This is a genomic window from Streptomyces sp. NPDC085524 (assembly GCF_044541755.1).
In the GTDB taxonomy this organism is placed as follows: domain Bacteria; phylum Actinomycetota; class Actinomycetes; order Streptomycetales; family Streptomycetaceae; genus Streptomyces.
Genome location: NZ_JBITTH010000020.1, coordinates 128,747 through 148,684, shown reverse-complemented (window position 1 = coordinate 148,684; position 19,938 = coordinate 128,747). Strand labels below are relative to the sequence as shown.

The 19,938-nt window shown below is 73.2% G+C and carries 19 protein-coding genes; 7 read left to right on the top strand and 12 right to left on the bottom strand.

All coding sequences use genetic code 11. The features are described 5' to 3' along the window. The first annotated feature begins 389 nt into the window (after positions 1-389). Positions 390-2,459 carry a SpoIIE family protein phosphatase gene (locus ACIGFK_RS28235; protein ID WP_376656517.1) on the top strand — a complete coding sequence of 690 codons (2,070 nt, stop codon included), beginning with the start codon at positions 390-392 and terminating at the stop codon, positions 2,457-2,459. Positions 2,460-2,462: 3 nt separating this feature from the next. Here ACIGFK_RS28235 and ACIGFK_RS28230 read toward each other — a convergent pair whose 3' ends face one another. The 3 genes from ACIGFK_RS28230 to modA form a co-directional block, all read right to left on the bottom strand. After that, a complete protein-coding gene (locus tag ACIGFK_RS28230; RefSeq protein WP_400054070.1) occupies positions 2,463-3,326 on the bottom strand; it encodes a DUF4328 domain-containing protein in 864 nt (287 codons plus the stop codon). Positions 3,327-3,507: 181 nt separating this feature from the next. Continuing rightward, a complete protein-coding gene (locus ACIGFK_RS28225; RefSeq protein ID WP_400054068.1) occupies positions 3,508-5,499 on the bottom strand; it encodes an ABC transporter permease in 1,992 nt (663 codons plus the stop codon). Between the two features lie 89 nt (positions 5,500-5,588). After that, complete coding sequence (gene modA, locus ACIGFK_RS28220) at positions 5,589-6,413, bottom strand: molybdate ABC transporter substrate-binding protein (RefSeq protein ID WP_376656514.1); 825 nt, start codon at positions 6,411-6,413, stop codon at positions 5,589-5,591. Positions 6,414-6,687: 274 nt separating this feature from the next. Here modA and ACIGFK_RS28215 point away from each other — a divergent pair, with 274 nt between their 5' ends. Further along, a complete protein-coding gene (locus ACIGFK_RS28215) occupies positions 6,688-7,128 on the top strand; it encodes an RNA-binding S4 domain-containing protein (RefSeq protein ID WP_376656513.1) in 441 nt (146 codons plus the stop codon). 75 nt (positions 7,129-7,203) lie between these two features. Here ACIGFK_RS28215 and ACIGFK_RS28210 read toward each other — a convergent pair whose 3' ends face one another. From ACIGFK_RS28210 to ACIGFK_RS28190, 5 genes are all read right to left on the bottom strand, one after another. After that, positions 7,204-7,611, bottom strand: coding sequence for a PTS-dependent dihydroxyacetone kinase phosphotransferase subunit DhaM (locus tag ACIGFK_RS28210; protein WP_400054066.1), 408 nt, complete (start codon positions 7,609-7,611; stop codon positions 7,204-7,206). Then, complete coding sequence (dhaL, locus tag ACIGFK_RS28205) at positions 7,608-8,213, bottom strand: dihydroxyacetone kinase subunit DhaL (RefSeq protein WP_376656511.1); 606 nt, start codon at positions 8,211-8,213, stop codon at positions 7,608-7,610. Before dhaL ends, ACIGFK_RS28210 begins: the two co-directional genes overlap by 4 nt. A gap of 55 nt (positions 8,214-8,268) precedes the next feature. Next, complete coding sequence (gene dhaK, locus ACIGFK_RS28200) at positions 8,269-9,273, bottom strand: dihydroxyacetone kinase subunit DhaK (RefSeq protein ID WP_400054064.1); 1,005 nt, start codon at positions 9,271-9,273, stop codon at positions 8,269-8,271. 158 nt (positions 9,274-9,431) lie between these two features. Then, positions 9,432-9,719 (bottom strand): hypothetical protein, encoded by a 288-nt coding sequence (locus tag ACIGFK_RS28195; protein WP_376656509.1) that lies wholly within the window; start codon positions 9,717-9,719, stop codon positions 9,432-9,434. An 87-nt stretch (positions 9,720-9,806) separates the two neighbouring features. Next, a complete protein-coding gene (locus ACIGFK_RS28190; RefSeq protein ID WP_400054062.1) occupies positions 9,807-11,486 on the bottom strand; it encodes a carbohydrate binding domain-containing protein in 1,680 nt (559 codons plus the stop codon). Between the two features lie 210 nt (positions 11,487-11,696). On the opposite strand from ACIGFK_RS28190, the gene ACIGFK_RS28185 reads away from it, so the two are divergent. Then, entirely contained in the window at positions 11,697-12,332 is a 636-nt protein-coding gene (locus ACIGFK_RS28185; protein ID WP_400054060.1) for an alpha-ketoglutarate-dependent dioxygenase AlkB, read from the top strand. 18 nt (positions 12,333-12,350) lie between these two features. On the opposite strand, the gene ACIGFK_RS28180 is transcribed toward ACIGFK_RS28185, so the two are convergent. Further along, positions 12,351-12,644, bottom strand: a complete 294-nt coding sequence (locus ACIGFK_RS28180; RefSeq protein ID WP_400054058.1) for a YkvA family protein — start codon at positions 12,642-12,644, stop codon at positions 12,351-12,353. A gap of 60 nt (positions 12,645-12,704) precedes the next feature. Then, positions 12,705-13,187, bottom strand: coding sequence for a MarR family winged helix-turn-helix transcriptional regulator (locus ACIGFK_RS28175; protein ID WP_376656505.1), 483 nt, complete (start codon positions 13,185-13,187; stop codon positions 12,705-12,707). A gap of 121 nt (positions 13,188-13,308) precedes the next feature. Here ACIGFK_RS28175 and ACIGFK_RS28170 point away from each other — a divergent pair, with 121 nt between their 5' ends. Both ACIGFK_RS28170 and ACIGFK_RS28165 read left to right on the top strand, forming a co-directional pair. Further along, positions 13,309-13,872: a DoxX family protein gene (locus tag ACIGFK_RS28170; protein WP_376656504.1), complete on the top strand. Its 564-nt coding sequence runs from the start codon at positions 13,309-13,311 to the stop codon at positions 13,870-13,872. A gap of 54 nt (positions 13,873-13,926) precedes the next feature. Beyond that, positions 13,927-15,729 carry a glycoside hydrolase family 15 protein gene (locus tag ACIGFK_RS28165; RefSeq protein WP_376656518.1) on the top strand — a complete coding sequence of 601 codons (1,803 nt, stop codon included), beginning with the start codon at positions 13,927-13,929 and terminating at the stop codon, positions 15,727-15,729. Here the strand turns inward: ACIGFK_RS28165 and ACIGFK_RS28160 are convergent. Then, the gene (locus tag ACIGFK_RS28160; protein WP_400054056.1) at positions 15,710-16,552 is read right to left on the bottom strand and encodes a helix-turn-helix transcriptional regulator; all 843 of its coding nucleotides are present in this window, start codon (positions 16,550-16,552) and stop codon (positions 15,710-15,712) included. The two genes, ACIGFK_RS28165 and ACIGFK_RS28160, sit on opposite strands and share 20 nt — an antisense overlap. Before the next feature lie 126 nt (positions 16,553-16,678). Between ACIGFK_RS28160 and ACIGFK_RS28155 the strand changes: the two genes are divergently transcribed. Beyond that, positions 16,679-17,707 carry an NAD(P)-dependent alcohol dehydrogenase gene (locus tag ACIGFK_RS28155; RefSeq protein ID WP_376656502.1) on the top strand — a complete coding sequence of 343 codons (1,029 nt, stop codon included), beginning with the start codon at positions 16,679-16,681 and terminating at the stop codon, positions 17,705-17,707. Between the two features lie 16 nt (positions 17,708-17,723). Here ACIGFK_RS28155 and ACIGFK_RS28150 read toward each other — a convergent pair whose 3' ends face one another. Further along, the gene (locus ACIGFK_RS28150) at positions 17,724-19,130 is read right to left on the bottom strand and encodes an APC family permease (protein WP_376656501.1); all 1,407 of its coding nucleotides are present in this window, start codon (positions 19,128-19,130) and stop codon (positions 17,724-17,726) included. 618 nt (positions 19,131-19,748) lie between these two features. On the opposite strand from ACIGFK_RS28150, the gene ACIGFK_RS28145 reads away from it, so the two are divergent. Continuing rightward, complete coding sequence (locus ACIGFK_RS28145; RefSeq protein WP_386468577.1) at positions 19,749-19,931, top strand: hypothetical protein; 183 nt, start codon at positions 19,749-19,751, stop codon at positions 19,929-19,931. The last annotated feature ends 7 nt before the right edge of the window (positions 19,932-19,938 follow it).

Sequence of the window (19,938 nt, the reverse complement as noted above, 5' to 3'; positions counted from 1 at the left end):
CCGAAGCCGTCACCGCAGCAGCCGTCACCGCGGCCCCGCCCCACGCAGGGCGGCGACGGAGGCACCGGAAATGACAACGGCGGCAACCAGAACGGCGGCAACCAGAACGGTGGGAACCAGAACGGTGGCAATGACAACGGTGGCAACCAGAACGGTGGCACCGGCAACGAGAACGGAAACCAGCAGTAGATGACCGGACAGGCCCCGGTCGCGGCAGGTGACACCCGCCGCGACCGGGGCCGTCGACGTGCGCCGCGCCAGGTTTCGCGCGGTCGCGGGGGCCCACCAGCCGGAACGGACTCGGGACGGGCGTTCGACGGGATCGGGGTCGAGCACGGCGGGCAGGGCCCGGGCCTGCCGATCCGACCGGAGGGTGAGACCCTGGCTGCATGGCCCAGAGGGGAAGGAACCCCGAGGTCGACTGGCCCGCGCGGCCGGACAAGAGCCTTGCGCTCAACCGCATGGGCACGTTCGACTGGGATCTCGGCAGCGGTCGGATGTACCTCGATCCCACCGCGCTGGAGGTCCTCGACCTGCGCCCGGACGAGTTCACCGGGACCCCCGCCGGACTGCGCTCACGCATCCTGCCGGCCGAGGAGGCCCGGCTCGACGCCCGTGTCGCGCAGGCGCTGAAGGACGGCCGCAGCCACTACGGGGCGTACGTGCGCAGCCGCCGCCGGGACGGGGCACCGGCCTGGACGCACATCCAGGGGCACATCCTGCGGGAGCAGGACGGCCGCCCGTACCGCATCATCGGGATCCTCCGCGACGCCGCCCACGACCCCTGCGAGCCCGGCGCCAGCGGGGACCAGGCCGAGGGGCGGCGCCGGCTGACCGGGGTCGTCGAGCGGACCACCGCGATCCTCGCCCACGCCCGCACCGTCAACGACGTCACCGACGTCCTGAAGGACCCCGAGGCGCTCGGGCACCTCGGGGCGGTCAGCGTGATGCTGGGCGTCGTGGACGGCGGCCGCATCCACCTGGTCGCCGAGGGGCAGCTGGGTACGTACGTGCCCGAGATCGAGTACACGCGGATCGACGCGCAGTTCCCGATGAGCGAGGCCGTACGCACGATGCAGCCGGTCTACCTCTCCGCGCGGGAGGACTTCCCGCGCCGCTACCCGCTGCTGTGGCCCTACATCGAGCCGCTGTCCGTGCGCAGCGGGGTCTACCTGCCGCTGATCGCCCAGGGCCGGGTCATCGGCGCGCTCGGGCTGCTCTACGCACGCGAGGGCGATTTCACCGCGGAGGAGAGGAACGTCCTCATGGCGCTCGGCAGCGGCATCGCGCAGAGCCTCCAGCGGGCCATCCTCTTCGAGCAGGAGCACGACCTGGCCGAGGGCCTCCAGCGGGCCATGCTGCCCCGCCGGATCCCCGAGGTGGCGGGCGCGCAGATCGCCGTACGGTACCGGTCCGCACGGATGGGGCGGGACATCGGCGGCGACTGGTACGACGTGATCCCGCTCGGCGAGGGCCGGGTCGGGGTGATGATCGGCGATGTGGAGGGGCACGACACGGACGCCGCGGCGGTGATGGGCCAGCTGCGCATCGTGCTGCGCGCGTACGTCGTCGAGGGGCACACCCCGGGCACCGCGATGGCCCGCGCCTCGGCCTTCCTGCGCGATCTGGCCACGGAACGCTTCGCCACCTGCACGTACGCCGAGGTCGACCTCACCACGGGCATGTTCTCCACGGTCCGCGCCGGCCACCTCGACCCGGTCGTCCGGCGCGGCGACGGCAGCTGCCACCGCATCCAGGTGGCGGGCGGACTGCCGCTCGGACTGCCCCCGCGCGAGCACGAGGAGAGCGGCTCCGGCTACCCCGTCACGCGACTCGAACTGCACCCGGGCGACACCCTGCTGCTGTGCACGGACGGCCTCATCGAACGGCCCGGCGCCGACTCCGACGCCGGGATGCGGGACCTGATGGCCGCGGTCCACACCGGCCCCGCGGACGTCGAGGAACTCGCCGACCTGCTGTGCGACCTGGTCGGGGACTCCGGCGGCGGGGACGACATGGCCCTGCTCCTGCTGCGCCGCCGCGGCACGCCCCCGGCGCGCGGCGGCGGCCCGCTGTCCCAGAAGCTGGAACCGGGCGACGCGGAGGCCCCGGCGATGGCCCGGCACCTGATCCGGGCGGCGGCGGCCGCCTGGGGCGCGCGGGACCGGGCCGACGAGATCGAGCTCGCGGCGGACGAGCTGATGACCAACGCCCTGGTCCACACGGAGGGCGGAGGCCAGGTCAGCATGCGGCTCACGGCGGCCGGCCGGATCCGGATCGAGGTCGAGGACTCCAGCAGCGCCCTGCCGAGGCGCCGCGAGGCGGGCGACTGGGCGGTGTCCGGGCGCGGCCTGATGCTCGTGGACCAGCTCTCGGACCAGTGGGGCGTGGAGCCCCGGGGCGCCGGGAAGTGCGTCTGGTGCGAGTTCGCGGCGGCCGCCCCGGAGCACGCCGGGTGACGCTCAGAGCGCCGCGTACGGGCCCTGGGCGGCCTTGACGTTCTGCAGGGCCGTCAGCTTGCGGACGAAGAGGATCGCGAGCACGGCGGCCGCCACCAGGATCAGGTCGGAGACGAAGCAGACGGACGTGGCGGACTGCAGGGCCTCCGGGGTCTCGGCACGGTTGTACAGCCGGTTGCCGATGCGGTTGCCGCTCTGGCCGAGGACCCAGACCACCCACCAGGCGGTGACCGGCGCGGTGGAGACGTGGCGGTACGAGCCGTCCGGCCCCAGCTGGGTGCTGGCCGCCCAGATCTGCCGTGCGGTCCGGAAGGGGAGGAACAGGTTGCCGAAGGGGATGAACCAGCCGCCGATGGCCCAGCCGCGGGTCTGGGTGAAGGCGTCCGGGCGGAAGATCTCGCCGTTGACGCGCACGCGGTGGAACCAGGTGAGGAACACGGCGGCCGTGCCGAGCAGGATCAGGATCGTGAGGACCGACGCCAGGCCGGTCAACAGGTCCGACAGGTCCAGAGCGCCCTCGGCGACCCGGTCGGGGTCCGCGATGAGGTCCGTCATCAGCGACCGGGCGAAGAGGTTGGTGCCGGCGGAGAAGAGGAACACCACGGCGGCGGTGGACAGCAGGACCGTCAGCGCGGTGGCGAGGCCCTGGGGCGGGCGCAGGACGTCCCCGAGCGGCGGCGGGCCGGGGTAGGGGCCCGGGGCGGGGTACGGAACCTGGCCCGGGTACGGTGCCTGGCCCGGATACGGCTGCCCGGGGACGGGCCCGGCCGCGTACGGTGGGGCCGGATAGGGGGCGCCGCCGTACGGCGGCTGGCCGGGCTGCGGCTGCGGATGCGGCGGCGGTGAGCCGGGCGCGCTGAAGGACATGGCGGTGTACCCCCCACGGGAACGTGTGACGTGCGAAAGAGCGCCCGCGGGCGGCGAATGCGCAGGCACGGGCACCGCTGACCCTACGGCAGGCCGCGGCCCGGCCGCCTCCGAGATGATCTGCGCCTGCCCCCCTGCCCCCCTGCCTGCCCGGCCGCCCGCCCGCCTGCCCGCTCGCCCCTCACAGGCTCACGAGCGTGACCTCCGTGGCCTTCACGCTCGTCCACACCTCGGCGCCGTCGACGAGGCCCAGTTCCGCGGCCGCCTCCGGAGTGATCTCCGCGACCAGGTCGGGGGCCCCGCACGAGGAGACCAGCACGCGCAGGCGGCTGCCGACCGCGGTGATCTCCCGTACGGTGCCCTGCCAGTGGTTGCGGGGGCTGCCGGTCGGCTGCTTCCGGTGCAGCGACACCGCCTCCGGGGCGATGATCGCGAGCGCCTGGGTCCCCTCGGGGAGCCGCTCGGCGACCACGAGACGACCGCCGGCCGCGAGCGCGAGCCCGTCGGCCGACGCCGTGCCCGGCCACGCGTTGCGGCCCAGCATCCGGGCCACCCACGGGGAGCGCGGGTGCCGGGTCACCTCGGCGGGCGGCGCGTCCTGCAGGGTGCGCCCGTCGGCGAGTACGAGGACGCGGTCGGCCAGCGACACCGCCTCGACGGGATCGTGCGTGACGATGAGGCAGACCCCGCCGAAGCCGGCCAGGTGCCTGCGCAGGGTGTGCCGCACGTGGGCCCGCGTCGTCTGGTCGAGCGCGGCGAGCGGTTCGTCCAGCAGCAGCAGCCGGGGCCGGGCGGCCAGGGCGCGGGCCAGGGCCACGCGCTGGGCCTGGCCGCCGGACAGCTGGGCGGGCCTGCGCTGCGCGAGGTGGCCGACGCCGAGCCGGTCCAGCCAGGCCTGGGCCTCGCGCCGGGCCTCGGCCCGCGGCACCCGGCGGGCCCGCAGCCCGTACGCCGTGTTGGCCAGGGCGCTCAGGTGCGGGAACAGTGCGCCGTCCTGCGGGACCCAGGCCACCTGCCGCTTGTGCGGGGGCAGCGCGGTGACGTCGGTGTCACCGAGCCGCAGGTCGGCGCGGGCGCGGGGGGTGAGGCCGAGCAGGGCGCGCAGCAGGGTGGTCTTTCCGGCGCCGTTCTCGCCGACCACGGCGATGGTGGTGCCGGGTTCGGCGTCCAGGGTGAGCTCGTTGAAGCCGGTGACGGCGGCGTGCAGCTGCCATCGGCCGCCGGCCGGGACGGGCTCCCCGGCGGTCCCCCCGACGGCCTCCCCGGGGGGCTCTCCGACGGGCTCCCCGGACGGGGCCGCGGTCGGCGGAGCAAGGGCCGTCGGCTCGTCGGCCGCCACCCGGGTTCCCGCCGGCCCGCCCGCCTCGCCTCCGGGGGCCGGGGTCCCGGTCCAGCGGCCGCGCAGGGCGATGAGCACGGCCATGGCGATCGCGAGGAGCAGCAGCGAGACGGAGGTCGCGGCCTCGGGCTGGTCCTGGAGCAGCAGGTAGACCTGGAGCGGCAGGGTCTGCGTGGTGCCGGGCAGGTTCCCGGCGAAGGTGATGGTCGCCCCGAACTCGCCGAGGGCCCGGGCCCATGTGAGGGCGGCTCCCGCGATCAGTCCCGGAGCCACCATCGGCAGGGTCACGGTGAAGAACACGCGGACCGGCGAGGCGCCCAGGGAGGCGGCGGTCTCCTCGTAGCTCTGCCTGAGACCGCCGAGGGCGCCCTCCAGGCTGATCACGAGGAACGGCATCGCGACGAACGTGGCCGCGACCACCGCGCCCGAGGTGTGGAAGGGCAGCGTGATGCCGAAGGTGTTCTCCAGCCAAGGGCCGAGCAGCCCGCGGCGCCCGAAGCCGAGCAGCAGGGCCACGCCGCCGACGGTCGGCGGCAGCACCATCGGGAGCAGGACCAGCGAGCGGACCAGGGCCTTGCCCTTGAACTCGACGCGGGCCAGCAGCCAGGCCAGCGGCACGCCGAGCAGCAGCGAGAGCGCGAGGGCCCAGAGGGACACCACCAGCGACAGGTGCAGGGCCTCGACCACACCGGGGCTGGTGAGGTGGGCGCCGAGCTCGCCCCACTGGGTGCGGGTGAGGATGCCGATCAGCGGCAGCAGCAGGAACGCGACGGCGAGCAGCGCGGGCAGCGCCAGGGTCAGGGGAGGCCGGGTGCGGGTGCGGAGTCTGCTCATCAGGGTTCCTGGCTGGGGCGGGCGGCGGCCTGCGGCCGCCGTGGGCAGCGTACGCGGCGGCCCGCGCGAGCGGACCGCGTACGGCGCTGTTACGGCTTCTGGAAGCCGGCGTCCTGGAGGATCTTCTGGGCCTCGGGGGTGCTCAGCCAGGCCACGAAGGCGGCAGCGGCCTCGGAGTTCTTGGACGCCTTCAGCGCGGCGGCCGGGTAGGAGGCGACCACGTTCTGCTCGTCCGGGACGTCCACGGTGGCGACCTTGTCGCCGGACTTGAGGGAGTCGGTCTTGTAGACGAGACCCGCGTCGGCCTCGCCCAGCTCGACCTTGCTCAGCACGGCGCGGACGTTGGGTTCCTGGGAGACCGGCTTCACCTCGATCTTCTGGGCGTCGAGGATCTGCTTGCTGTACTTGCCGACCGGGACCTCGGGCGCGGCGAGCACGACCTTGATCTTGGTGTCGGCCAGGTCCTTCAGGGCGCCGATCTTGAACGGGTTGTCCTTGCCGGCCACGATGACCAGGCGGTTCTTGGCGATGACGGTGGCATCGCCCGTCTCGGCCCTCAGGCCGTCCATGGTCTTGGTGTCGGCGGTCACCAGCGCGTCGGCCGGGGCGCCCTGCTTGACCTGGGCGGCGAGCTCCTGCGAACCGGCGAAGGAGAAGGTGATCTTCGTACCCGGGTGGGTCTTCTCGTACTCGGCGCCGGCCGCCTTGAAGACGTCGGTGAGGGAGGAGGCGGCCAGGACGGTGAGGTTCGCGGCCTTGGGTGCGGAGGAGGCCGAGGCGGAGGAGCCGGCGCCGGAGGCGTCCTCCTTCTCGCCGTCGCCGCTCTTGCCGCAGGCGGCGAGCGGGACGAGCAGGGCGGCGGCCAGGACGGCGGTGGCGGCGCGACGGCGGGTCGGGGTGGATGCCAGGGACATGAGCGGATACTCCTCGGTTCAGATGCGATCGATGTGCGCGCCGGTGGACTTCATGCGGGCGGTGGCCCGCACTCCGGCCTCCGGTCCGGGGACCCGCCGGGTTCTCGGCCTGTCGCCTGGCCGATTGTGTCGGACTGCATGTGCGACAAGGTAGGGGCATGGCTCGCGCATTTGCAATCTCATCAGGATGAAGTACCTGGTAGCTGCGGTTCATATTGTTGCAACCGCCAAAACTCGGTCCGCTCCGGCCCGCCCGCCTCGCTAGAGTCGGGGCATGGCTGAAGAGGCACCGCGTACCGACGCGGGAACGAACGCGGGAGCGCGCGCGGGCGGGAACAGCGGGGCGGACACCGGCACGGTCCGGGTCGACGCGTGGATCTGGTCCGTGCGCCTGACGAAGACCCGCTCGATCGCGGCGACCGCCTGCCGGGCCGGTCACGTCAGGGTCAACGGGGAACGCGCCAAGCCCGCGCAGCCGGTGCGCGCGGGTGACGAGGTGCGGCTCTTCCATGCGGGCCGGGAACGGATCGTGGTGGTCCGGCGGACCGTGTCCAAGCGGGTGGGCCCGCCGGTGGCCGCGGAGTGCTTCATCGACAACAGCCCGCCGCCGCCGACCCCGGTCGAGGCCGGTGTGGTCGGCATCCGCGACCGCGGCGCGGGCCGCCCGACGAAGCGCGAGCGCCGCGAGATCGAATCGCTCCGCGGCCGCCCGTAGGCCCCGGCGGCGGCGGGGGGTTCGGCCCCCGCGCCCGCACCCCGAGCCGCACTTCCGGGGCTCCGGGCGGCGGGGTCAGGTCTTGCGGTACGCGTAGGCCTCCGCCGCGGCCTCGGCCACGGCTGAGGCGGGGGCTCCGGTGGAGGCGGTGATCAGGGCGGCCACCGCGCCCTCCAGGAAGGGGGCGTCCGCCAGGACGGAGCCCTCGGGGAGTTCGGACTCCGCCAGCAGGGTCTTCACCGTCAGTACCGAGCTGCCCAGGTCGACCAGCAGCACCACCCCGGCACCGTGGTCCACCTCGTCGGCGGCCGCCAGGATCCGCTCCGCGCTCGTGCCGATCCCTCCGGCAGCGGTGCCGCCCGCCGCGGCCAGCGGGGCGATCGGGCCGCCCGCCGCCAGTTCGCGGGCCAGTTCCGCCACCGACTCCGCCACCGACGCGCTGTGCGACACCAGCACGATGCCGACCGGGTCGCCGCCCGTCACAGGACGCCGTCCGCCACGTCGGCCAGCGCCCCCAGCAGCAGCGCAGACGAGGTCGCGCCCGGGTCCTGGTGGCCGATGCTGCGCTCGCCCAGATAACTGGCCCGCCCCTTGCGGGCCTGCATCGGCACCGTCGCCAGTGCCCCGTCCTCCGCCGCGTCGCCCGCCGCCCGGTACGAAGTGCTCAGCGCTGCCACCCCCGGAACGAGCGCGTCCAGCATCGTCGCGTCGCCCGGCGCGGCCCCGCCGAGCTGCGCCACCGCACCCACCCCCGCGTACAGGGCCTTCCGCAGCTCCGTGTCGGACACCTCCGCGGCCTCCCCGAGCTCCTTGCCGGTGCGGCGCAGCAGCGTCCCGTACAGCGGCCCCGACGCGCCGCCGACCGTCGAGATCAGCGTCCGCCCGGCGAGCTGCAGCACCGCGCCGGGCGAAGCCGGGGCCTCCGCGTCCAGGGCCCCGGTCACCGCCGAGAAGCCGCGCAGCAGATTGCTCCCGTGGTCGGCGTCCCCGATGGGGGAGTCGAGCTCGGTGAGCCGGTCCGCTTCGCGCTCCACCGCGGCCGCCGCGGCCGTCATCCAGCGCCGGAAGAAGTCTGCGTCGCGCACCGGTTCTCCTCGCTTCGATCCGAGTCGTACTGGAGGTCCACGGACACCCTACGAGTCAGCAGCCCCAGCGCAGTGCCGCAGTTCGGACGGGCGCGTCCCAGAGCCTCAGCAGCTCCTCGTCGGCCCGGCACAGCGTGACCGAACACCCCGCCATGTCAAGGGAGGTGACGTAGTTGCCCACGAGCGTCCGCGCCACCGGCACGCCCCGCGCCGCCAGCACCCGTGCCACCTCCGCATGGAACCCGTAGAGCTCCAGCAGCGGCGTCGCACCCATCCCGTTGACCAGCGCCAGCACCGGCCCGTCGGCCGGCCCCACTTCCGCCAGCTCCTCCAGCACGGCCCCGACCGAGACGTCCGCGATCTCCCGCGCCGGCATCATCGCGCGCCGCTCCCGCCCCGGCTCGCCGTGGATTCCGACACCCAACTCCATTTCCCCGTCGGGCAGTTCGAATGTGGGGCTGCCCTTCGCGGGAGTGGAGCAGGCGCTCAGCGCCACCCCGAAGCTCCGCGAGGACGCGTTGACCCGCCGGGCGATCGCGGCGACCCGCTCCAGCGGCGCCCCCTCCTCGGCGGCGGCCCCGGCGATCTTCTCCACGAAGAGCGTGGCCCCCGTGCCGCGCCGGCCGGCCGTGTACAGGCTGTCGGTCACGGCGACGTCGTCGTCGACGAGCACCCGCTCCACCCGCAGGCCGTCCTCCTCGGCGAGTTCGGCGGCCATGTCGAAGTTCAGCACGTCCCCGGTGTAGTTCTTGACGACGAACAGCACTCCCTGCCCGGACTCCACGGCCCCGGCGGCCCGCACCATCTGGTCGGGCACCGGCGAGGTGAACACCTCCCCGGGACAGGCGGCGGCCAGCATCCCGTACCCCACGAACCCCGCGTGGAGCGGCTCGTGCCCGGACCCGCCGCCGGACACCAGCCCGACGCGGCCGCCGGTGCGCGCGTCCCGCCGTACGACGATCCGCCGCTCCACGTCCACGTCCAGCTCGGGGTGGGCGGCGGCCATCCCCCGCAGGGCGTCGGCGACCACGGTCTCCGCAGAGTTGATCAGCATCTTCACGGATGTCTCCCTCGAGTACCCGGCCCAGGTGCCCGGCCGTGACGGCCCGTCGGGGCCAGGCTAGGGCCTGTCGTCGAACTCCCTTCGTCGCCGGGGCAGACGGGAGCTCGACGACAGGTCCTGGACGAGTAGGTCCGAAGTACTTCGGACCTACTCGTCTAGGGGGAGTACCGCTCGGGCATGGCCTGTTCGACTCCGTCCAGCTCCCAGGTGCACCTGGGCCCGGTCGGGACGAGATGCGGCTGGCGCACCATGATCCGGAAGGGGTGCGCCGGTTCCTCGGGCAGGACGCCCTCCAGCACGGTGGTCCCCGGTTCGTGCTCCTCGCGGTGGGCGATGACCTTGCCGTTGACGAGGAGCTCGATCTCACCCGTCCGGCCGGGGCCCACGTTGACGGTGATCGAGTGGGCGCCGTGGTCCACGTGGAAGTGGTGACTGCGCGACATGGGACACCTCCACGGAGTCACGACAAGGCAGGGCTCGCTCCCCCCATTGTGGGCCCGCGCGCCGGACCCGCGCGCGGGCGCCTGGGGTCAGCCGGTGAAGCCCGCCGTGAGGGAGGTGAACTGCCAGTCGCTCTGGGCGATGCCCGAGCAGCTCTCCTGCAGGCCGCCGCCGGGGCAGCCCCGGTCGCGGTTCACGGACCAGAAGGCGAGGCGGGCGATGTGATGGGAGTTCGCCCAGTTGCGGATGTCGGTCCAGTTCTGGACGGTCGTGGTCTCCTGGGTGTCGCTGATGCCGTTCATGCCGGAGATGCCGATGTGCGCGTAGGCGGTGGCGTCGTCCCAGCCGAAGGCGGACTTGAGCTTGGCCTTGAGGCCCTCGGTCGCGCTGACCGTGCTCGCGTACATGTCGGTCGAGGCGTTGCCGAAGTCGAACGGCATGATGGTGAAGACGTCGATCCCCGCGTCCAGCGCCCTGGCCTGCTCGATCAGGCGGTTGCCCCACGAGGTCGGGCCGGTGGTGGAGGTGCCGAAGGTCAGGATGGTCCGCAGCCCCGGGTTGTTCTGCTTCACGATCTTGAGTGCGCCGAGGATGCGGTCCTGGACCGCGGCGTTCTCGAACTCGTCGGTGTTCTCGATGTCCACGTCGATGGCCTTCAGGCCGTACGCGTCGATGACCTTCTGGTAGGCGCCGGCCAGTGCCTCGGGGGTGGCGCAGTTGGGGCCGAGCTTGTTGCCCTGCCAGCCGCCGATGGACGGGACGACGTCCCCGCCCGCCGCCCGGATCGAGGCGATGGTGCTCTGGTCCGCGCCGCCGGCCAGGGGCCGCTGGCCGTCCCAGGCCGGGTTGCAGCCGCCGGAGGAGAGGATGAAGGCCATGGTGAACCACTTCGCGCCGGTCGCGTTCATCACGGTCGTCGCGCTCGGCGGGTTGCCCCAGCCGAGGTAGAGGTAGGGAGCGGCCTGCTTGAAGCCCGCCGGGGTCGTCCCGTTGTCGGTGGTGACGGACACGCCGGCGGAGGCGGCCGAGGTGTTCCCCGCGAGGTCGTGGGCCCGGACGGTGAACGTGTAGCTCGTGGCGGGGGTCAGGCCGGTGACGGTCGTGCTGGTGCCGGCGGCCGTGGCGACCTTGGTGGCGCCCTGGTAGACGTCGTAGCCGGTGACGCCGACGTCGTCGGTGGAGGCCGTCCAGGCGAGCGAGGCGCTGGTGGAGGTCTTGCCGGTGGCGGTGAGACCGGTCGGGACGGTGGGTGCCTGGGTGTCGGCGCTGCCTCCGGGGCCCTCGAGAAGGACGTCGTCGGCGTGGTAAGTGCCCTGCCCGTACCAGCCGTTGAGGTAGACCTCCGCCGTGGTCTGGGAGGCGCCCGTGGTGAAGGTGACGGTGAGCCGGGACCAGGCGCCCGCGGAAGTCGTCCAGGTGGAGGGCCCGCCGGTGACTCCGAGGTACACGTAGCTGCCGCGGACCCAGGCCGAGAGCGTGTACGTGGTGTTGGGCCGGACGGCGACGGACTGGGTGCACTTGGCGTTGTCGGAGGCCGTGGCCGCCCCGGCCAGCGCCCTCGTGCCGCCGTGCACGGGTGACGTCACCACGGAGCCGAGGCCCCCCGAGCAGGACCAGCCGGCCGGGGTGCCGGCCGCCTCGAAGCCGCCGTTCACGAGCAGGTCGGCGCCGAACGCCGAGCCGGGAGCCGTCAGCACTGCGGCCGCGCCGAGCAGGGCGGCGCCCAGGCCGCAGGCGAGGCGGGTGCGGGTGCGTGTGGGGGTGCGCAAGGAAGTGCCTCCAGCGTGGGGTGGGGGGGGGACGGCGGCAACACCGTTGCGGGCGGCGGTAGTTGGGGGCTCCACCGCCTCGTCGCCGGGAACCTAATCTTCCGGATGCCTCGCCGTCAATAGGTCTGGACCAATTGGCCGAAGTGGCGAGATGGCCGGCGCCGGGGCTTATTCGTGCACGTGTTCGGTTCCTGGGGTTAGGGTGGGGGCATGTACGCAGTCCAAGGCCTTCAGGGTTCCCTCTTCGACCAGGGCGACGAGATCCGGCTCGGCCCGCTGGACGGCATGCGCCGCACGGATCTCGGAGCGGGGGCGTGGGTCGACCACCTGCCCGGCTGGCTGAGCGGCGCCGACGCGCTCTTCGAGCGGCTCGCCGCCGATGTGCCCTGGCAGGCGGAGCGGCGGCAGATGTACGAGCGCGAGGTGGAGGTGCCCCGGCTGCTCGCCTTCTACGCGGAGGGCGAGGCCCTTCCGCATCCCGCGCTCATCGGGGCCCGCGAGACGCTCACCCGGCACTACGCGGCCGAACTCGGCGAACCCTTCGCCACCGCGGGCCTGTGCCTGTACCGCGACGGCCGCGACAGCGTGGCCTGGCACGGGGACCGCAACGGACGCTCCTCGACCGAGGACACCATGATCGGCATCCTCTCCGTCGGCGACCCGCGCGACCTGGCCCTGCGCCCCCGCGGCGGCGGTCCCACCCTGCTGCGGCTGCCGCTCGGCCACGGCGACCTCGTCGTCATGGGCGGCTCCTGCCAGCGCACCATGGAGCACGCCGTGCCCAAGTCGGCGCGGGCCGTGGGGCCGCGGATCAGTGTCCAGTTCCGCACCCGCGGGGTGCGCTGACCGCGGGCGCGCCGCCCGCTACGCGGCGCCCGGCTCCTTGCCCTCGCGGGCCGCGGTGGCCGCCGCCTGCAGGGCGCGCAGGGCCAGCAGCAGGACCCCGATGTCGTCCAGGTACACCGGATCCGGGATCAGGTCCACGGGGGAGAGGGTGTACGCCACGGCGACCCAGAAGAGCGCCTTGTCGCGCAGCGGGATGCCCGCGTCGAGCAGGAGCCGCCGCGCCTTGAAGACGCGTACGAGCAGCACGGCCGCGGCGATCGCGAGGCTGACCGCGAGAACCGTCGCCAGCGTGAGCCAGACCGTGGTGTCCATGACGCCGGTATACCCCGATTCGGACGGGTGCTACCCGAGGTGCCGCTGCCGACGGTACCGCTATGCGCCCTGCGCGCGCAGCCTGCGGCCGACCTCTCCGAGCCCGTCGGCGAGCGCGTCCAGCTGCGCCGGCGTCAGGACGTCGACGAGGACCTCCCGGACCGTCGCCACGTGCCCGGGCGCGGCCTCGCTCAGCTTGGCGGCGCCCGCGTCGGTGAGGACGGCGAAGACCCCGCGGACGTCGGAGGGGCAGCTGCGGCGCCGGACCAGCCCGGCCTTCTCCATCTGGGTGACCTGGTAGGTGAGTCCGCTCTTGGAGTTGATCAGGCCGTTGGCGAGCTCGGTCATCCGCAGCTCACGGCCGGGCGCCGCCGCGAGCCGGACGAGGATCTCGTACTGCGGGTGCGAGAGTCCGGAGTCGTCCTTGAGCTGCTGGTCGAGGCGCCGGTTGACCAGGGCCGACGCGGCCAGGAACCCGCTCCAGGCCCGCATCTCGCGCTCGTCCAGCCATCTCGTACCCGTCGTGTCAGCCGCATCAGCCATGGCTCCACCCTACACGGGTTGTTCGAATTTGAATCACTCGCTAGGGTCGGGGTGTCGGAGTTCGAATTTGAACGACCCGAACGACGAGCGACCTGCCCCTCCGGAAGGAACCGAACCCCCCATGACCAGCCCCTCCGCCACCGCGGCGAAGTCGACGGCCGCCCCCACGGACGCCACCGCGCTCCCCGCGGCCCTCTCCACCCCCGGCCACGACGTCGGCCTGCTGATCCTGCGCCTCGTCCTCGGGCTGACCATGGCCGCGCACGGCTCCCAGAAGCTGTTCGGCTGGTTCGGGGGCGGCGGCATCAGCGGCACCGGCCAGTTCTTCACCGCCAGCGGCTACCCCGCCGGCGACGCCATGGCCGTCCTCGCCGGCCTGACCGAGACCCTCGGCGGCCTCGGCCTGGCCGCCGGACTGCTCACCCCGCTCGCCGGAGCGGCCGTCGTCGGCACCCTCATCAACGCCATCGCCGTCCACGGCGCCGGATCCTTCTTCGCCCCGCAGGGCATCGAGTACGAACTGCTCCTGACGGCGGGCGCCGCGGCCCTCGCCCTCACCGGCCCCGGACGGTACGCAGCCGACCGCTTCGTGCCCGTCCTGCGCGCCCACCGCCTGGCCCACGGAGCCCTCGCCGTCGCCCTCGGCGTCGTCCTCGCGGGAGTCCTCCTCCTCGTGCGCGGCTGACCGCCCGGGCGCTTCGCCGGCAGGTGCCCGGGGCCGCCTTGATTGGCCCCGGGCATTTGGTGGAAGAAGGCACAAATGACACAACCCATCGAAGACTACGCACTCATCGGCGACCTGATGACCAGCGGACTGGTCGGCCGTGACGGGTCCCTCGACTGGCTGTGCCTGCCGCGCTTCGACTCCGGTGCCTGCTTCGCCAAGCTCCTCGGCGACGAGGAGAACGGCCACTGGCGGATCGCCCCCCTCGGCGCCGCCGACGGCGAGCAGTGCACCCGCTGGGCCTACGTGGACGGCACGCTGGTCATGGAGTCGTACTGGGAGACGGACACCGGCGCCGTCAAGGTCATCGACTTCATGCCGCAGCGCGACGTGGCCCCCGAGGTCATCCGCATCGTCGAGGGGATCTCCGGCCGGGTCAGGATGGGCAGCACCCTGCGCCTGCGGTTCGACTACGGCCACGTCGTCCCCTGGGTCCGCCGCAGCAACGGAGACCGCGTCGCCATCGCCGGCCCCGACTCCGTCTGGTTCCGCAGCGAACCCCCGGTCCGCACCTGGGGGGAGGAGAACAGCACCCGCTCCCAGTTCCCGGTCACCGAAGGCCAGCGCGTCGCCTTCGTGCTCACCTGGCACCCCTCCCACGAACCGCGCCCCGAGCCCGTCGACCCGTACGACGCCCTGGAGCAGAGCCTCGCCGACTGGCGCGAATGGACCGCCCAGTGCCGCTACGAGGGCCCCTACCGGGAAGCGGTCACCCGCTCCCTGATCACCCTCAAGGCCCTCACGTACGCCCCGACCGGCGGCATCGCCGCCGCGGCCACCACCTCCCTGCCCGAGGAGATCGGCGGGGTCCGCAACTGGGACTACCGCTACTGCTGGCTGCGCGACTCCACCCTCACCCTCGACTCGCTGCTCGCGACCGGCTTCCTCGACGAGGCCCGCGCCTGGCGCAGATGGCTGCTGCGCGCGGTCGCCGGCGACCCCGCCGACCTCCAGATCATGTACGGGCTCGGAGGTGAGCGCCGGATCCCCGAGAGCGAGCTGCCGTGGCTGCGCGGCTATGCGGGCTCCGCCCCCGCCCGGGTCGGCAACGCGGCCGCCGACCAGCTCCAGCTCGACGTGTACGGGGAGGTCATCGACTCCCTCTACCTGGCCAGGTCCGCGGGCCTGCCCGCCGAGCACCACGCCTGGCGCATCCAGATCGCGCTCCTCGACTTCCTGGAGCGCAACTGGCACCGCCCCGACGAAGGACTCTGGGAGGTGCGCGGCCCGCGCCGCCACTTCGTGCACTCCAAGGTGATGGCCTGGGTCGCCGCGGACCGGGCCGTGCGGACCCTGGAGGGGGACCCCTCCCTCGACGGCGACGTGGAGCGCTTCCGGGCCATGCGCGAAGCCGTGCACCGCGACGTGTGCGAGAACGGCTACGACGCCGAACGCGGCACCTTCACCCAGTACTACGGCTCGCGCGAACTCGACGCGGCGACCCTGCTCATCCCCAGGGTCGGCTTCCTGCCCCCCGACGACCCGCGCGTCATCGGCACGGTGGACGCCGTGCGCAGCGAACTCGGCAGCAGCGGGCTGGTCCGCCGCTACAGCACCGAAGGGGCATCCGTCGACGGGCTGCCCGGCGACGAAGGGGCCTTCCTGGCCTGCTCGTTCTGGCTGGTCGACGCCCTGCACATGACGGGCCGGGAGAAGGACGCCCGGGACCTCTTCGAGCGGCTGCTGGCGGTACGCAACGACGTGGGCCTGCTCGCCGAGGAGTACGACCCCGTCGCCGGACGCCAACTCGGCAACTACCCGCAGGCGTTCAGCCACGTCGGACTGGTCAACACCGCGCTCACGCTCGGCGGCGGCTGACCTGCGCCCCGCCGCCCGCCCGGGCCTCCTCGCGGCGGCGCAGCAGATCGCCGGTCTCCGCGTCGGCCGGCAGGAACGCCTCCAGGTGCAGTTCGGCCAGCGTGACGTCCACGGCCGTCGCGAAGGAGGTCAGGGTGGTCAGCAGCCGCAGCTCGCCCTCCCCGGTGCGCAGCCGCAGCGGCACGGCGAAGCCGAGGTGGTCCGGCCCCGGCGCCACCCCCGGCGGCAGATAGCCGCTCAACTCGGCCAGGAGTGCGTCCAGTTCCGGATCGGGGTGGGCGGCGGCACGCCCCCGTACGCTCTCCACGATGTGCCGCCCCCACGCCGCCAGGTTCACCACGCGCGGCGCCATGCCCTCCGGGTGCAGGGCCAGGCGCAGCACGTTCACCGGCGGTTCCAGCAGGTGCGCGGCCGCCCCCTCCGTCAGCACCGCGAACGCCTCGTTCGCCATGACGAGTTCACCGCGCGCCCCCGCCACCACCGCCGGGTACGGCAGATGCCCGGTCAGGATGGAACACAGGGCCGTCATGGCCGGCTCGATCGCGTCCCCGTCCCGCGGCGACTCGGCGTAGGCGGGCGCGTATCCGGCCTTCAGCAGCAGTGAGTTGCGCTCCCGCAGGGTCAGCTCCAGTGCCTCGGCGAGCCGTACCACCATCGCGCGCCCCGGCAGCGAACGGCCGCTCTCCACGAAGCTGAGATGGCGCTGGGTGGTCCCGGCGAGCACGGCCAGTTCGAGCTGGCTGACCCGGCGCAGCGTCCGCCGGCGGCGCAGCTCGTGCCCGAAGGGCGAGGGTGACGTGGACGCGACAGGGGTGGTGGCCATGGCCCCCTTTCTAGCCGCTGCCCGGCGGACCCGGCGATTCCCCGGAGGGAATTGCCGCGCGTGTCCCGCGGGCCGGAGCATCGGCGGGGTCGAAGAGCCGACACCACCCGACCGCTGGAGGCAAAGATGCGTGCGTACCACCTGGAATCGTTCGGTGACATCGAGGGGATCGTGCTGCGCGAGCACGGCCCGGCGGTCCCGGAACCGGCCGGCCCGACCGGCATCGTGGTCGCCGTACGGGCCGCCTCGCTCAACCGGCGCGACCTGATGATCCTCCACGGCCGCTACCCGCTGCCCGCCGTCCCCGGCGTGGTCGCGCTGAGCGACGGTGCGGGCGAGGTCGTCGCGGTGGGGGAGGCCGTGACCCGGTTCGCGGTCGGCGACCGCGTCACCTCGTCCTACTTCCCGCGCTGGCGCACCGGGCGGATCACCCCGGACGCCATCGACCAGCCGGGCTGCACCCTCGACGGGATGCTCGCGGAGTACGCCGTACTGGACGAGCAGTGGGCGGTGCCCGTTCCGGCCCACCTGACCTGGGAGGAGGCCGCGACCCTGCCGTGCGCGGCCGTGACCGCCTGGTCCGCGCTGACCGGCGGCGAACCGCTGCTCCCCGGGCAGACGGTGCTCACCCTCGGCACCGGCCCGGTCTCCCTCTTCGCCGTGCAGTTCGCGAAGCTGATGGGCCTGCGGGTCGTGTCGACCACCTCGGATGAGGAGAAGGCCGACCGCCTCAAGGCGCTGGGCGCCGACGCGGTCGTCGACTACCGGCGCCACCCGCAATGGAGCACGCAGGTCAGGGAGGCCACCGGCGGGCTCGGCGCCGACCTGGTCGTCGAGACGGGCGGCCCGGACACCATCGAGCAGTCGCTGCGCGCCAGTTCCCTCTACGGCCAGATCGCCCTGCTCATCACCGGCAGCGCCCGCAGGCCGGGGATCGAGGTCTCGAACGAGGCGTACGCGTCGAGCCTGGCCACGATCCGCCGCGAGTTCGTCGGCAGCCGGGAGCGGTTCGAGGCGATGAACCGTGCCGTCACGGCGCACGGGCTGCGACCGCAGATAGGCCGTGTGCACTCCTTCGGCGAAGTGCACACGGCCTATCGGAACTACGAGGTGGACCCGCCGTTCGGCAAGGTCGTGATCAGCATGGGGGGTTGAGCCGGGACCTGGAGGACTACGCCTCCGTGCCCAGGTCGTCCTCCGGGATGCTGACGAGCCAGCGGGTGTCCTGGCGCGGACGCAGGTAGAACGCCCAGTACAGCGTGGCCACGGCGGTGATCCCGCCGGTCCACAGCAGGTACTTGGCGTCCTGCTGGGTCAGGATGTAGGCGAAGACGAGGATCAGCACGATCGGCACGGCCGGCCACAGCGGCATCCGCCAGGCGACCGCCTGGCCGTGCGTCCCGCGACGGCTGAACAGTGCGGCGACCGCCACGAGGAGGTACATGCCGGTCACGGAGACGCCGGTGACCCCGTAGAGGGTGTCGAGGTTGACGAAGCACAGGGCCGCACCCGGGACACCGACGATCAGGGTGGCCACCCACGGGGAGCCGAAGCGGCCGAGCTTGGAGAGGGCGTTGTTCACCGGCATCGGCCAGGCCCGGTCACGGGCGGAGGCGAACAGCACGCGGGAGTTCTGGATGACCATGACGATGCCCGCGTTGATGATGGCGAGGGCCACGCAGAGGCTGACGAAGGTGCCGACGGCCGAGTTGGACCAGGCGGTCACCATCCCGCCGAGGTCACCGGCGGTCAGCGCCTCCAGGTCGGGGGCGCCCATGGTGATGGCGATGACCGGGACCAGGATGACGGCACTGGAGATGGCGAGGGTGAGGAGCACGGTCCGGGCCACGTTGCGCTTGGGGTTCTCCAGCTCCTCGGAGAGGTAGACGGCCGTGGAGAAGCCCTGGGTGACGAACAGGGCGATGGCGAGTCCGGAGACGACCATCATCGCGGTGACCGCGGAGGTGCCGCCGCCCTCGGCCGCGACCGTGCCGTGCACCAGCGCGTCGGCGCCGCGCTCGCTGTGGGCGAAGCCCAGTACGGCGACGAGCGCCGCGGCGATCACCTCGAGCACCAGGAAGATGCCGGTGATCCAGGCGTTGGCCCGCAGGTCGAGGAGGCCGGCGAGGGTGGCGAGCAGCATCACGGCGCCGCCGGCGACCGGCGCCGGTATGTGGACCACCGGGGCCAGGTAGTCGGCCGTGCCCATGGCGATCACGGGCGGCACGATCATCACGACCAGCAGGGACATCACGAAGACCAGCCACCCGGCGAGACGGCCCGCCATGGTGGACACCATCGCGTACTCGCCGCCGGCGCTGGGGATGAGGGTCCCGAGCTCCGAGTAGCAGAACGCGACGCCGATGCAGAGCAGGGAGCCGATCGCGATGGTCAGAGCCGTCCACGTGCCGAGGCTCGAGAACAGGTCGGGAACGACGACGAACAGGGTGGAGGCGGGCGTCACGCACGAGAGGGTCAGCAGAGTGCCGCCGACGACGCCGATGGAACGCTTGAGCTTCTGAGGGGCGGGCCCCGTGGCGGGGGAGAGGGCCTGAGGTGCGCTGATCGTGTCAGTCATCGGTGCGGTGTTCCGATCGGCAGAGCTGGGAAATGAGCGCGGGAGCTGTATCGCCTCCGAGGCGGTGATGAGCAAGTTGTTCGGTGGCTCCCGGGCCGACATGGAATCTCTGCGAGAACCGCAGGTCAAGAGCTGTTCACCTGCGGATTCCGTTGTCCCGGGCCCTTCCGTGCACCCCTGCGCGGCGTAAAGGCCGTGTTAAGACGGCGTAGGCGGCGGGTGCGATAACCGCAGCTCTCCCGCCGAAGAATTTCCCTCCGCTTTGCCGGACGCCGCCCGGTATGCAGGGCGGTGTCCGGCTGTGTGCGTCCGTGCGCTCAGCGCTCGCGGTACCGGCGGGCGTCCTCGGCCGCGGCGGGGTGGGCTCTCGGCCGGCAGCGACCTCAGGGTCGGCACGCGCTGCCCCTGTCGTACGGCACTGCCACGGCTGAGGCGGCCTTCGCTGTGCCAGACCAGGACCACCCCGACCCGGCCCGTACGGGTCGCCCGCGCGGCCCCGGCCCCCTGCGCGGCCTCCCCGGCAGCTTCCGGCGCCACGGCAGGCGCGGCCGACCTGCGGCCCGGCCGCCGCGCACGGGATCCACGACGGCCTGACCGTCTCGCCCAAAGGTGTGCGGCATGATGCGCGGCATGATGCACGGGGAGAAGGTCAACGTCGACGCCCCCGCCCGGCTGGTCGTGGAGGGCGCCCCGACCGAAGAGCCGGACATGCCGTTCCCGGTCGCCCCCGAGATGCCCGCGGACGCCCTGCTCGCCGGTGACGCGTACGCCCGCGCCACCCCGGGCCGGTCCGCCGCCTGAAGTCCCG

Bases quoted from the DNA above. Each gene is read 5' to 3' on its own strand.
- ACIGFK_RS28155 (WP_376656502.1), top strand. From the start codon at position 16,679: ATGCGTGCGTACCACCTGGAATCGTTCGGTGACATCGAGGGGATCGTG.
- modA (WP_376656514.1), bottom strand. From the start codon at position 6,413: ATGTCCCTGGCATCCACCCCGACCCGCCGTCGCGCCGCCACCGCCGTC.
- ACIGFK_RS28175 (WP_376656505.1), bottom strand. From the start codon at position 13,187: ATGGCTGATGCGGCTGACACGACGGGTACGAGATGGCTGGACGAGCGC.
- ACIGFK_RS28160 (WP_400054056.1), bottom strand. From the start codon at position 16,552: ATGGCCACCACCCCTGTCGCGTCCACGTCACCCTCGCCCTTCGGGCAC.
- ACIGFK_RS28235 (WP_376656517.1), top strand. From the start codon at position 390: ATGGCCCAGAGGGGAAGGAACCCCGAGGTCGACTGGCCCGCGCGGCCG.
- ACIGFK_RS28225 (WP_400054068.1), bottom strand. From the start codon at position 5,499: ATGAGCAGACTCCGCACCCGCACCCGGCCTCCCCTGACCCTGGCGCTG.
- ACIGFK_RS28230 (WP_400054070.1), bottom strand. From the start codon at position 3,326: ATGTCCTTCAGCGCGCCCGGCTCACCGCCGCCGCATCCGCAGCCGCAG.
- ACIGFK_RS28145 (WP_386468577.1), top strand. From the start codon at position 19,749: ATGATGCGCGGCATGATGCACGGGGAGAAGGTCAACGTCGACGCCCCC.
- ACIGFK_RS28180 (WP_400054058.1), bottom strand. From the start codon at position 12,644: ATGGACACCACGGTCTGGCTCACGCTGGCGACGGTTCTCGCGGTCAGC.
- ACIGFK_RS28195 (WP_376656509.1), bottom strand. From the start codon at position 9,719: ATGTCGCGCAGTCACCACTTCCACGTGGACCACGGCGCCCACTCGATC.
- ACIGFK_RS28150 (WP_376656501.1), bottom strand. From the start codon at position 19,130: ATGACTGACACGATCAGCGCACCTCAGGCCCTCTCCCCCGCCACGGGG.
- ACIGFK_RS28170 (WP_376656504.1), top strand. From the start codon at position 13,309: ATGACCAGCCCCTCCGCCACCGCGGCGAAGTCGACGGCCGCCCCCACG.
- ACIGFK_RS28215 (WP_376656513.1), top strand. From the start codon at position 6,688: ATGGCTGAAGAGGCACCGCGTACCGACGCGGGAACGAACGCGGGAGCG.
- ACIGFK_RS28185 (WP_400054060.1), top strand. From the start codon at position 11,697: ATGTACGCAGTCCAAGGCCTTCAGGGTTCCCTCTTCGACCAGGGCGAC.